This is a genomic window from Albidovulum denitrificans, from assembly GCF_002973535.1.
Lineage (GTDB): Bacteria > Pseudomonadota > Alphaproteobacteria > Rhodobacterales > Rhodobacteraceae > Albidovulum > Albidovulum denitrificans.
In genome coordinates, this window is the sequence record NZ_PVEP01000001.1 from 523,307 (window position 1) to 535,081 (window position 11,775).

An 11,775-nucleotide genomic window follows, 5' to 3' on the forward strand; every position below is an offset into this window, starting at 1 on the left:
TCCGTGTAGCCCGAAGGCCCGGTTTCACGCTGAAAACGGGCCGGAAGGCCGCGTTGTGACATTTCGCACAGACCTACTGCAAAAATGGCGGATAGTCATCCATAAAGGCACAGGTACTCTGACCCCGAACCCACACCAAGGAGGCCACCATGCTAAGACATCTGACCACCGCCGCCGCCGTCACGCTCGCCCTTGCGGGCGGGGCCGGGATCGCGACCGCGCAGGACGGGCCGTTCGAAATGCAGATCGCCGCGCGTCAGGGCATCATGGCCTATCGCGCCCTGCAACTCGGCACGCTGGGCGCGATGGCCAAGGGCGAGGTGGACTATGACGCGGCGGCCGCGCAGAAGGCTGCCGACAACCTGATGGCCTCGGTCGCGCTTGACGGCTCGATGCTCTGGCCGCAGGGATCGGACAATGAGGCCAACCCGAAGTCCGAAGCGCTGCCCGCGATCTGGGCCGACGGGTCCGACATCGGGGCCAAGGGCAAGGCGATGGTCGATGCCGCGACCGCGATGCAGGCGGCGGCAGGGACCGGGCTTGACGGTCTGAAGACCGCGATGGGCGAGGTCGGCGGCGCCTGCGGCGGCTGCCACAAGGCCTTCCGGGTCCCGCAGTAAGGCCGGGCCATGCGACTGGCATCGGTGATAAAGGGCGGCGTGGCGATCGCCGCACTGGGGGTAATCGTGGCCTGGGTCGTGACCCGGCCCGATCCCCTGCCCGACGATGCCTTCGCGGGCCTGACCCCGGATGTGGCACATGGCGAGCAGGTCTTCTGGGCCGCTGGCTGCGCCTCCTGCCACGCGGCGGAGAATGCCGAGGGCGAGGCCAAGCTGGTGCTGAGCGGCGGCATGGCCTTCGCCTCGCCCTTCGGGACGTTCTATGCCCCCAACATCTCCTCCGATCCCGACCACGGGATCGGAAGCTGGTCGATGCAGGACCTTGGCAATGCGATGATGCGCGGGGTGTCCCCGTCGGGCCAGCACCTCTATCCGGCCTTTCCCTATGTCAGCTACGCCAAGGCCGAAACGCAGGACATCGCGGACCTTTACGCCTTTCTCCAGACGGTCCCGGCGGATGCGACGCCGTCGAGGCCGCATGACATGCCCTTCCCCTTCAACATCCGCCGCGCCATGGGCGGGTGGAAATTCCTGTTCTTCGACACCGACTGGGTCCTGACCGGCGATCTGACGCCGGAAGAGACGCGCGGGCGCTATCTGGTCGAGGCGCTGGGGCATTGCGGCGAATGCCACACGCCACGGAACGCGCTTGGCGCGATGGACCGGACGCGCTGGCTGGCGGGCGGACCGACGCCGGATGGCAAGGGCAAGTTCCCCAACATCACGCCCGCCGCGCTCGACTGGTCGAAAGCCGACATCATCGAATACCTCACCTCGGGCTTCACGCCGGATTATGACAGCGCCGGGGGGCATATGGCGCTGGTGGTGCAGAACACCGCGAAACTGCCGGAAACGGACCGCGCCGCCATCGTCGCCTACCTGAAGAAGGTGCCGCCGGTCGAGTGATCGGGATATAGACGCGCGCCCATGGATTGCGGGTTTTCTGCCGGGGCAACGCAATATATTCGGCCTTTGGAGCGTTAAATTGGCGCGTGCCCCTTGAAATACGGCCGCCAAAGTCCGATCAAATAAGCAAAATCAAAAACGAATCCATGAGGCAAGTGATGCAGATTTCGTCCGCGAAACCCCTTTTCCTGTCCGCGTTGGCCCTCGCCTGCGCGCCCGTCAGCCTTTCCGCGCAGTCGATGGGTGCCGGATCGGCGATCCACGGCACGGTGGAGCTTGAATATTCCGACGACGGCACCAATGACATGGCGCTGCTTTACGGTGACGCCGATGCCTCCTTCTCCTTCAACGGCGGCGGTGAGGGCATGGGCTTTGACGCCGGTGTCACCGCCTATCTGGGTGAGGGCGGCAGCAGCGAGACCGCCGTTTTCGGCGCGCTGACCTATACCACGAGCTATGGCAAGTTCAGCTTCGGCCTGCCGCGCAACGCCTCCTCCGGCATGTCGCGGATGCCGGTGATCGGCGGGACGCAGGCGCTCGGTTCGCTCCAGAAGGCCTGGCTCGGCGACCTGCCGCTGACCAATTACCTCGCCAATGACGACTATTTCGCAGGCGTCCGCTATGACGGCGACTATGGCGCGGTGAAGACGGCGCTTTCGTTCCATCACACCAAGACCGACGTGAATTTCGCCGATCTCGCGGTGAAATATGACAGCGGTTTCTTCTTCGCCAATGGCTCGCTTCAGTATTTCAACGGCAATGGCGGGGCCGAGGCGACGGTGTTTCATGGCGAGGCCGGGGCCGCGACCGATTTCTATGACGCGGGCATCGGCGTGACCAGCGGCGACAAGCTGATCCCCGACGCCTGGCAGGCCTGGGCGAGCTTCCGCCCGATCGACCAGCTGGGCGTCAGCGCCACGATGCTGGACCCCGACGGCTCTGCCGCGATCTGGGGGCTGAGCGCGAAATACGGCTTCATGCAGGGCGGCTACGTCCAGGGCGGCGTCAGCGACACCAAGAACGCCGATGCGCTGTGGGACGTGTCGGTCGGCTTCAGCTTCTGATCGGTAGACCATGGCCCGGAACAAGGGGCCTTGGCCCCGCCGGGCCAGCGGCCAACCGCCCCCAAGGGCAATTGCACCCCGCGCGAATGAGCAGCGCAAGGCGCCGCCGCGCATCGCTGGGCCACCCCCAGGCCCGGCGATTGGCTGATGCCCCGCAAAACACCGATGTCGGAGGCACCTGGCTGGCATAAATCGCGATGCAGCAAGGTCGGATCGCCGCGCCGTGGCCCGGCGCCGCCCCCCCTCAGGCGCGGCCCAGCTTCTCCAGCCGCGCCGCGCGCAGCCGGGCGAAATCGTCGCCCGCATGATAGGACGACCGCGTCAGCGGCGTGGCCGAAACCATCAGGAACCCCTTGCCATAGGCGGCCGTCTCATAGGCCTTGAACTCCTCCGGCGTCACGAAACGGTCGACGCGGTGATGCTTCGGCGTCGGTTGCAGATATTGCCCGATGGTCAGGAAATCGACATCGGCCGAGCGCATGTCATCCATCACCTGCCGCACCTGCTGTGCTTCTTCCCCCAGCCCGACCATGATGCCCGATTTGGTGAACATCGCCGGGTCAAGCTCTTTCACCCGCTGCAAGAGCCGTAGCGAGTGGAAATAGCGCGCGCCGGGGCGGACGGTGGGATAAAGGCCGGGGACCGTTTCAAGGTTGTGGTTGAACACGTCGGGGCGCGCCTCGACCACCTTTTCCAGCGCGGCGGGGGCGCATTTCAGAAAGTCGGGCGTCAGAATCTCGATCGTCGTGTCGGGCGCGCGGTGGCGGACGGCGCGGATCGTCTGGGCGAAATGCTCCGCCCCGCCATCGTCAAGGTCGTCGCGATCGACCGAGGTGATGACCACATGCTTGAGGCCAAGCGTCTCGACCGCATGGGCGACGCGGCCCGGCTCGAACACATCAAGCGCATCGGGCCGCCCGGTCGCGACGTTGCAGAAGGAACAGCCGCGGGTGCAGATCTCGCCCATGATCATCATGGTGGCGTGACCCTGGCTCCAGCATTCGCCGACATTGGGGCAGCCCGCCTCTTCGCAGACCGTCACCAGCCTGTTCGATTTCAGGATGTCGCGCGTCGCCTTGTAACCGGCCGAGGTCGGCGCCTTGACCCGGATCCAGTCGGGCTTTTTCGGCTGCGCCTGATCGGGGCGGCGGGCCTTTTCGGGATGGCGCCCTTCGGGCAGTTTGAGGTCACGCACGGGTTTTTCCCCCTAAACTTCCATTTCCCCCTCAAATAGGCTTATTCTGAGGCCGACGCAACGCGGGCGGCAGATGCCGGTCGGGGCGTCCTGTACACATCGGAGTCACGAGTTTCATGTCAAAGATCATGTTCGCCGAGTTCATCGGCACCTTCATCCTTGTCTTCTTCGGCGTCGGATCGGCCGTCCTGATGGGCGACGAGATCGGCATGCACGGGATCGCGGCGGCCTTCGGCCTGTCGATCATCGCCGCCGCCTACGGCATTGGCGCCATCTCGGGCGCGCATCTCAACCCCGCGGTATCGCTGGGCTTTCTTGCCTCGGGCCAGATGACCGGCGCGCAATTCGCCCGCCATGCGGCCGCGCAGGTCGTCGGCGCCATCGTGGGCGCGCTGGTGATCTACATCATCGCAAGCGGGCGCGCGGGCTATGACATCGCCACCAACGGGCTGGGCCAGAACGGCTATGGCGCGGGCTATCTCGGCGAATACGGGCTGGGCGCGGCGCTGACCTTCGAATTCGTCGCGACCTTCGTTTTCGTCACCGTGATCCTTGGCGCCACGGGGCCGGGCAGCGTGCCGGGCTTTGCAGGCCTTGCCATCGGCTTCACGCTGATGGGCATCCACCTTGTCGGTATCAACGTGACCGGCGTGTCGGTGAACCCGGCGCGCTCCATCGGGCCTGCGATCTTCGTCGGCGGCAAGGCGCTGGCCGATCTCTGGGTCTTCATCGTGGCGCCGCTGGCGGGCGGCGTGCTGGCCGGGGTGCTGCATGCGGCGGGGCTGACGCGGGCCGACTGACCCCGCCACGAGGTACGAAGGGGCGGTGCGATGCGCCGCCCCTTTCGCATGTCAGCCGATCAGCGGCGCGCGGCCGCCGTTGATGTCGTCATAATGCCGCTTCAGCCGCAGCAGCGCGATGCGCAGCACGATCTTGCCCGACCGCGCCGACCAGCCAAGGCGCTTTTCCGCCGCCTCCAGCCCTTCGAGGAAACAGCAGCAGCGCAGCACCATGTCGCCAAGGCCGGGACCAAGGTCGCGCAACGCCGCCGCCACCCGTTCGCGCGCGCGGGCCGATCCGCCGCCGATGCCGCCATCAGGCGCGAAACTGCCCCGGTCCCCGGCGGTCAGGAACCTTTCCCAGTTCTGCGCGATGCGCGGCCCCATCTGCGCCAGTTCGAAATCCTCGCGCAACCGTTCGCCCGCCGCCACAAGGTCGGGTGCCAGAAAGACCTTGCCGTCCTTGTCCTTGCGCCGCGCCAGCAGCGACAGCGGGCTTTCGGCGATGTTGAAGCGAACACGGCGCGGCTGATCCGCGCCCTCTTCCATCACCTCACGCTCCCCCCATTCGCGGTGCTGGGCGGCGAAGAAGGACGGTGCCTCGGCAAAGCCCGCGCCCGTCGTATCCGCCTGCTCCTCCAAGAGCCGTTTCAGCGCCGCGCGCCCGGCCGAGGTGATGCGGTAGGTCGTGACCCGGCCCGCCTGCTCCACCGCGATCCAGTCGTTCAGCGCGAAGGCCTGCGCGACCTCGCGGTCGACGACGGCGATGCGGACCTCGCCCTTCAGAACGGCGGCCTTGTCAAGCTCCTGCGCGACGGCAAGGATGGCGCCCGTCTCGCAAAGCCGCCGCAGGATGCGGCGCGCCTCGCGGTTGACGGTGGCCTCATCGGTCAGGCGGCCCTTGCGGTGGCGGATCGGTGCGGTCATTTCAGTGGTTTCCTGTGCGTGGGAAGGGGTGTGGGTGCGGCCGGTGGCAGCCCGGCCAAGGGCAGTCAGGGCATCGTCGACAAGCGGATCGTCGCGCCGGTTTTCGCAGGCGCGGATCCGTCGCAGCACGGTCGAGGCATGGCAGCCCTCTTCGCGGGCAATGGCGCGGATCGACTTGCCGTCCTCGATATGGCTGAGGTAGAGCCGCGTATTCTGCGGAAGCCAGGCGGGCATCCCGCCGTCGCGTTCTGGTCCGTTCATGAGTCCCCCAAGACTGCGACGCTTAACGTCGCCTTAACAACGAGACGCAACCGTGAATTGTATTCGTTACCCGTTCGTTAAAGCGGCGTTACAGAGGCAGAATCAGAGGATTTTTCTAAAATTTTTGCAGTATACCGCGCGCATTTCGGCAACATCGCGCAACACAGGCGCGCCCGGCCTCATCTTTCGGTTGCAATCAGCCGGAGACGACCATGACCGACCTTCTCGCCCTCGTATCGAACCTGCGCCGCCCCAAGCTTCTGATCCGGGCCGCGCGCGCGGGTGCCATGGGCTATAACCGCAACCGCGACCTGAAGCGGGTGATGCGGCTGGCCGAGCCCCCCTCGCCCGAACGCGCGCTGAACGCGCTGATCGCCGCCGAGGCGGAGATCGAGGAGGTGCGCCGCCAGGGTCAGGCGACCTACAGCTTCGCCCGCCATATCGAGATCCTGATCGCGATGATCGGCGAGGCGCGGCTTCTGCCCCGTCCGCAGGGCGCCTGAAACGGCGAAGGGCCGCGCCTTTCGGCGACGGCCCTTCCCTTGTCCGTGGCTTCTGGCCTTACATGAAGGCGTCAGGCATCGAGGCTTTCTTTTTCGCGACGTAGTCGTTCAGCGCCTCTTCGATCGCGGGGTCGATCGCGGGCTTCTGATAGTCGTTCAGAAGCTTCGTCACGCGGTTGCGGGCCAGCGCGATGGTGTCGCGCGCGCCTTCCTCTTCCCAGGTCTCGTAGGGCTTGTAGTCCAGCAGCTCGGTACGCCAGAAGGCGGTCTTGAAATTCGCCTGGGTATGGGCGCAGCCAAGGTAATGGCCGCCCGGCCCCACCTCGCGGATCGCGTCCATCGCCTGACCGTTGTCGGAGATGTCGATGCCCTTGGCGAGGCCATGCAACACGCCCAGCTGGTCGGCATCCATCACGAATTTCTCGAACGAGGACACAAGGCCCCCTTCCAGCCAGCCGCAGGAATGGAGCATGAAGTTCACCCCCGCCAGAAGCCCCATGTTCAGCGAGTTCGAGCTTTCATAGGCCGCCTGCGCGTCCGGCACCTTGGACCCGGTGAAGCCGCCCGCGGAGCGGTAGGGCAGGCCCAGCCGCCGCGCCAGTTGCCCCGCGCCATAGGTGATAAGCGACGCCTCGGGCGTGCCGAAGGTCGGCGCGCCGGAGTTCATGTCGATGGAGGTCACGAAGGCGCCGAAGATCACCGGGGCGCCCTTGCGGATCAACTGGCTGTAGGCCACGCCCGCCAGCACCTCGGCCAGAACCTGCGTCAGCGTCCCCGCGACCGTCACCGGCGCCATCGCGCCACCGACGATGAAGGGAGAGATGATCGCCGCCTGGTTGGCCCTGGCATAGACCTCAAGCGCGCCCATCATGATGCCGTCGAAGGTCAGCGGCGAGTTGATGTTGATGAGCGAGGTCATCACCGTGCGGTCGTTCAGCCCGCCAAAGAGGATGTCCGACATCTCGACCGAATCCTGCGCGCGGACGGGTTCGGTCACGGACCCCATATAGGGCTTGTCCGACAGCGTCATATGCGCCAGCAGCATGTCGAGGTGGCGCTTGTTCACCGGCACGTCGGTCGGCTCACAGACCGTGCCGCCGGAATGGTGCAGCCATTTCGACATATAGGCGAGCTTCACGAACTTGTGGAAGTCGTCGATCGTGGCATAGCGCCGCCCGCCATCGGCATCGCGCACGAAGGGCGGCCCGTAGACCGGGGCGAGGACAAGGTTGCGCCCGCCGACCGTCACCGAACGTTCGGGGTTGCGCGCGTGCTGGACATAGGATGAGGGCGCGGTCTTGCACAGTTCGCGCGCAAGGCCCTTGGGCAGGCGCACCCGTTCGCCGCGCACATCGGCCCCGGCCTCTTTCCAGCGCGCCAGCGCCTCGGGGTTTTCGACGAAGTTGACGCCGATCTCTTCCAGCACCGTTTCGGCATTCGCCTCGATGATGGACAGCGCCTCATCGTTGAGGACCTCGAAGTTCGGGATGTTGCGCTCGATGTATTTCGCGACCTCGATCCGAACGGCCGTGCGTTCGGCCCGCCGCGCCGCGCCACCGCCACCCCTTGCCCTGCGGCCTTCCGCCCCTTCGCTCATCTTTCGCATCTCCTGATGTCGCTGATCTGAGCATCTTTTACCCCCAACCGAAGGGCTTCGGTTGCGGGATACGTCATCTGGCGCGAGAAAACGACATTCCACGCCCTCAGGCGGCCACGGCGACCGGGTTCGGGCGGAAGGTATCGACCCGGCACTCGGTGCCGTCGAAGGTGCAGAAGCTGCCCGGCGACACTGCCAGCCAGTCCTCTCCGCTTTCCAGCGGTTCGGAGACGACCGCCCTGCCCCCGCGGCTGGCCGACCAGCGGTGATAAAGCGTCGGCGCGTGATCGTCGGTCGCGTAGCGCACCGCATAAAGGCGCGCGCCGTCGGAAAAGGCGGCCGTCATGCGGACATGGGGTGCTGCACCCTTTTGCCGCGACAGCCCTTCCAGCCGCGCCGTCGCACGTTCCAGCGCGCCTTTCGGATCGCCCTCAAGCCCCTCGGCCAGCGCCAGCAGGAACAGCGCCTCGCTATCCGTGGCGCCCTTGCGATGGGCATAAAGCGCGTCGGGGATCAGCATGTCGGCATCGCGGCGAAAGCGGTCATAGCCGCCGATCTGGCCATTGTGCATGAAGCTCCACCGCCCGACCGCGAAGGGATGGCAGTTGTTGCGGCTGGTGGCCGTTCCGGTGGAGGCGCGGACATGGGCGAGGAAGAGGCGTGAGCGGACCTGAGCGGTCAGCGATTTCAGGTTCGGGTCCGACCAGGCGGGCAGGATGTCGCAGAACAGGCCCGGCTCGGCCCTCTCGCCATACCAGGCGATGCCGAAGCCATCGGCATTGGTGGCCGATTTGCATTCGGTGGCGCACTGGCTTTGATGGATCAGCGAATGGCCGGGGCGGCTGACGATGTCTTCAAGAAAGATCGGTTCCCCGATATAGGCCGCCCATCTGCACATTCACTTGCCTCGGTTATGGGTCCGCGCGTAAAGCCGCGCCACGATGCCGCTTGCCGTCTTTTCGAAGGCAAAGGGAAAGATTGCGTGAATGGCGGCGGCAAAGGCCGCCCCGAAAAGCGCAAGCGAGAACTTCGCCGCAAAAGCCGCGTGTTCAAGATAGCTTTCGTCGACGCTGGCGGGATGGTCGGTGAAAAGTCTGGCGATCATGGTGGTCTCCCTTGTCCTTGGCGGGAAACCTAGCGCGGTCTGCATGGGATCGGATCACGTTCTTATCTGCTCTTGCCCTTGATATGTGGAAAACTTCCCGCGATAAAGAGGAATATGGAGAAGATCGACACATTCGATGCAAAGATCCTGCGCCTGATCCAGGCCGACGCGGCCCTGCCGCTGGATGAGATCGGGGACAAGGTCGGCCTGTCGCGCAACGCCGTCTGGCGGCGGATCAAGGCGATGGAGGCAAACGGCACGATCACCGGGCGCGCGGCGCTTCTGGACCCGGCCAAGCTGGGCCTTGGCCTGACCGTCTTCATGATGATCCGCACCGACCGTCACGCGCCCGACTGGCTGGAACGCTTTGCGAAGGTGACGCGCGACATGCCCGAGATCCTTGGCGCCTACCGGATGACCGGCGAGCTTGACTACCTGATCCGCGCCCGCGTGGCCGATGTGAAGGATTACGACCGGCTTTATCAGGCCATCGTCAGCCGCATCGAACTGGCCGATGTCTCGGCCAGTTTCGTGATGGAAGAGATCAAGGAAACGACCGTTCTGCCGGTTTAAAGCGTTTCGGGTTTTCGCTGAGAAAGTAAGTATCAGAATTTGAACGAAATAAGTTCAAATTCTGAGTCAGTGTAAACCCGAAATGCTATGGCGCCCCGCCGCGATGCAGTCCTGATAGAACGCCGCATAGGTCGCGTGGACCTTGTCCGGCTCGAACCGGTCCTCAAGGCTGCGGGCGCGGGCCGCGGCGCCCAGGCGCGCGCGCAAGGCCTCGTCACCCGCGATCCCCAGCACCGCGCCGGTCAGCCCGTCGATATCGCCCACCGGCAGCAGCCGGCCGATTCCCTCATCGACCAGTTCCTTGACCCCGCCACAATCGGTGGCGATCACCGGCAGGCCCGCGCGCATCGCCTCGACGATGGAAATCGGCAGCGCCTCCCAGCGCGAGGTCAGAAGGTAGATGTCCGCGGCGGCGAGGTAGTCCGGCACGTTGCGCACCGGGCCGGGAAAGCGGAAATGGCGCGCGACGCCCGCCTCTTCGGCCCAGGCCTGCACCTCGCCCGTCAGCGGCCCCTGCCCGGCGACGCAGAAGATCAGGTCCGGGCGGGTTGCCACGGCCGCCTTCGCCACCGCGATCATATGGTCGATCCCCTTCTGCCGGTCCAGCCGCGACAGGCTAAGGCAGATGGTCCCCTCCCCGCCTTGCAGGATCTCCGCCCGCAGCGCCGCGACACGGGCCGGATCGGGGGCGGGCTGATGCGCGATGCCAAGGCCAAGCTGGCGCGCGCGCTCCGGCTTCACGCCGCGATCGACCAGCGCCGCCAGCGTCGTCTTGCTGGGCGACAGCACCCAGTCGGCCGAAAAGCGCGCGATCCGCGCCACCTCATCCACGCGCGTGGGTTCAGCGCCGTGATGGGTCATCACATGCGGAATGCCCAGCCCCATGGCGGCGAGCCGGGTCACCAGCGCCGGGGCCGTCTCATGCGAATGGATCAGGTCGATGTCGGACCGTTTCAGGATCGCGCGCAACTGCCGCGCGACCGCCGCAAGCCCGATCATACGCCGGACGGTCGATCCGCCCTCTTGCGACACCCGCGTCAGGTCGAGCGGCTGGTAATCCATCCCCGCCACGTCCTCAAGCCAGTCGCCCCCCGCACCGCAGAGCGTGACCCGATGCCCCTGCCCGCGCAGATAGTCCGTCAGGTCGAGGATATGGCGCTGAATCCCGCCCGAACGGAAATTGGTGTTGATCTGGAGAATGCGCATCGAACCAACGGACTCCTCGGGCGAAAGCCCGGTCGGGCTGCCTTGACTAGAATTTGCCTGCCCTTATAGACCGAATTGGGGCGCGATGAAGGGGAAGGCCGACATGATTGGCGCGCAAGTCTCCGGCTTGGTCCGGGCCGTTGCAACAAAGCTGCTGCCCGAGGATCTGCGGAAGTGGATCCGCAAGCAGCAGCGGCATTACAAGCTTCAGTCCGTTCCCGTCGGCACGGTCAATTTCGGCGGATTGCGCCGATTGACCCCGATCAGCCCCATATTCGGCATCGACCGCGACCTGATTTCGGTCGAACGCTTCTATATCGAGGACTTCCTGAAGTCGCACGAAGCCGACATCAAGGGCCGCGTGCTTGAGATGGGGGAACCGCTTTACACCACCAAATTCGGTGGCGCGAAAGTCACGCAGAGCGACGTGATGAATTATGTCGAGGGTAACCCCAAGGCGACAATCGTGGCCGATCTGACGGATTGTCTGCATGTACCGGACAACACCTTCGACTGTATCGTCATCACCCAGACGCTTCAGATGATCTTCGAGATCGACAAGGCCATCGCCAACCTGCACCGCATCCTCAAACCCGGCGGCGTCGTCCTGGCCACCTCGCACGGGATCACCAAGGTGGCGCGGCGCGAAGGGGTCGATGATTGGGGCGAATACTGGCATTTCACCACGCAATCGAGCAAACGGCTCTTCGGCGACGTCTTCGGCCGCCCGAATATCGAGGTGATGTCCTACGGCAATATCCTGACCACCATCGCCTCGCTTCACGGCCTGTCGGCGAGTGAGCTTGATCCCGTCGAACTTGCCGAGAACGACCCGGATTATGAGCTTCTTGTGATGGTCCGCGCGGTCAAGCGCACCTAGGCATGCCCCGCAAATCCTGCTAGCCTCGCTTCCGCGATAATTGACGGATTCTCGCCAGACATAGCCGCTGCGGCGGATCGGAATGTTCGTCCGGGTTGAAGCACCGCTTCCGCCCGGCCGTCTTCATTCGACTGGAAAAACCGGGTGTTTTTCCAGCCG

13 protein-coding genes are annotated in these 11,775 nt (G+C 65.3%); 7 read left to right on the forward strand and 6 right to left on the reverse strand.

Features of this window, described 5'->3' with window-relative positions; translation table 11 throughout:
• The first annotated feature begins 149 nt into the window (after positions 1 to 149).
• The 3 genes from LX70_RS02470 to LX70_RS02480 all read left to right on the forward strand — a co-directional run bounded on the left by LX70_RS02470 (position 150) and on the right by LX70_RS02480 (position 2,590).
• On the forward strand, positions 150 to 620 hold the full coding sequence (locus LX70_RS02470) for a c-type cytochrome (protein ID WP_105512941.1): 471 nt from the start codon (positions 150 to 152) through the stop codon (positions 618 to 620).
• Between the two features lie 15 nt (positions 621 to 635).
• Positions 636 to 1,526, forward strand: a complete 891-nt coding sequence (locus tag LX70_RS02475; protein WP_425430573.1) for a c-type cytochrome — start codon at positions 636 to 638, stop codon at positions 1,524 to 1,526.
• A 158-nt stretch (positions 1,527 to 1,684) separates the two neighbouring features.
• The gene (locus tag LX70_RS02480; RefSeq protein ID WP_105512943.1) at positions 1,685 to 2,590 is read left to right on the forward strand and encodes a hypothetical protein; all 906 of its coding nucleotides are present in this window, start codon (positions 1,685 to 1,687) and stop codon (positions 2,588 to 2,590) included.
• Between the two features lie 244 nt (positions 2,591 to 2,834).
• Here the strand turns inward: LX70_RS02480 and lipA are convergent, their stop codons facing one another.
• Positions 2,835 to 3,785, reverse strand: coding sequence for a lipoyl synthase (gene lipA / locus LX70_RS02485; protein ID WP_105512944.1), 951 nt, complete (start codon positions 3,783 to 3,785; stop codon positions 2,835 to 2,837).
• Positions 3,786 to 3,901: 116 nt separating this feature from the next.
• Between lipA and LX70_RS02490 the strand changes: the two genes are divergently transcribed.
• Positions 3,902 to 4,585: an aquaporin gene (locus LX70_RS02490; protein ID WP_105512945.1), complete on the forward strand. Its 684-nt coding sequence runs from the start codon at positions 3,902 to 3,904 to the stop codon at positions 4,583 to 4,585.
• Between the two features lie 51 nt (positions 4,586 to 4,636).
• Here the strand turns inward: LX70_RS02490 and LX70_RS02495 are convergent, their stop codons facing one another.
• Positions 4,637 to 5,752: a DUF6456 domain-containing protein gene (locus LX70_RS02495; protein WP_105512946.1), complete on the reverse strand. Its 1,116-nt coding sequence runs from the start codon at positions 5,750 to 5,752 to the stop codon at positions 4,637 to 4,639.
• A gap of 212 nt (positions 5,753 to 5,964) precedes the next feature.
• On the opposite strand from LX70_RS02495, the gene LX70_RS02500 reads away from it, so the two are divergent.
• Positions 5,965 to 6,255, forward strand: a complete 291-nt coding sequence (locus tag LX70_RS02500; RefSeq protein WP_105512947.1) for a DUF6477 family protein — start codon at positions 5,965 to 5,967, stop codon at positions 6,253 to 6,255.
• A gap of 58 nt (positions 6,256 to 6,313) precedes the next feature.
• Here the strand turns inward: LX70_RS02500 and LX70_RS02505 are convergent, their stop codons facing one another.
• The 3 genes from LX70_RS02505 to LX70_RS02515 form a co-directional block, all read right to left on the reverse strand.
• Positions 6,314 to 7,852, reverse strand: a complete 1,539-nt coding sequence (locus LX70_RS02505) for a trimethylamine methyltransferase family protein (RefSeq protein WP_105512948.1) — start codon at positions 7,850 to 7,852, stop codon at positions 6,314 to 6,316.
• A gap of 106 nt (positions 7,853 to 7,958) precedes the next feature.
• A complete protein-coding gene (locus LX70_RS02510; protein ID WP_105512949.1) occupies positions 7,959 to 8,750 on the reverse strand; it encodes a class II glutamine amidotransferase in 792 nt (263 codons plus the stop codon).
• The gene (locus tag LX70_RS02515) at positions 8,751 to 8,957 is read right to left on the reverse strand and encodes a DUF6356 family protein (protein WP_211301650.1); all 207 of its coding nucleotides are present in this window, start codon (positions 8,955 to 8,957) and stop codon (positions 8,751 to 8,753) included.
• A 114-nt stretch (positions 8,958 to 9,071) separates the two neighbouring features.
• Here LX70_RS02515 and LX70_RS02520 point away from each other — a divergent pair, with 114 nt between their 5' ends.
• Positions 9,072 to 9,530 carry an Lrp/AsnC family transcriptional regulator gene (locus LX70_RS02520; protein ID WP_105512951.1) on the forward strand — a complete coding sequence of 153 codons (459 nt, stop codon included), beginning with the start codon at positions 9,072 to 9,074 and terminating at the stop codon, positions 9,528 to 9,530.
• Positions 9,531 to 9,596: 66 nt separating this feature from the next.
• On the opposite strand, the gene LX70_RS02525 is transcribed toward LX70_RS02520, so the two are convergent.
• Entirely contained in the window at positions 9,597 to 10,736 is a 1,140-nt protein-coding gene (locus tag LX70_RS02525) for a glycosyltransferase family 4 protein (protein WP_105512952.1), read from the reverse strand.
• 103 nt (positions 10,737 to 10,839) lie between these two features.
• Here LX70_RS02525 and LX70_RS02530 point away from each other — a divergent pair, with 103 nt between their 5' ends.
• Entirely contained in the window at positions 10,840 to 11,616 is a 777-nt protein-coding gene (locus LX70_RS02530) for a class I SAM-dependent methyltransferase (RefSeq protein WP_105513561.1), read from the forward strand.
• Positions 11,617 to 11,775 lie beyond the last annotated feature (159 nt).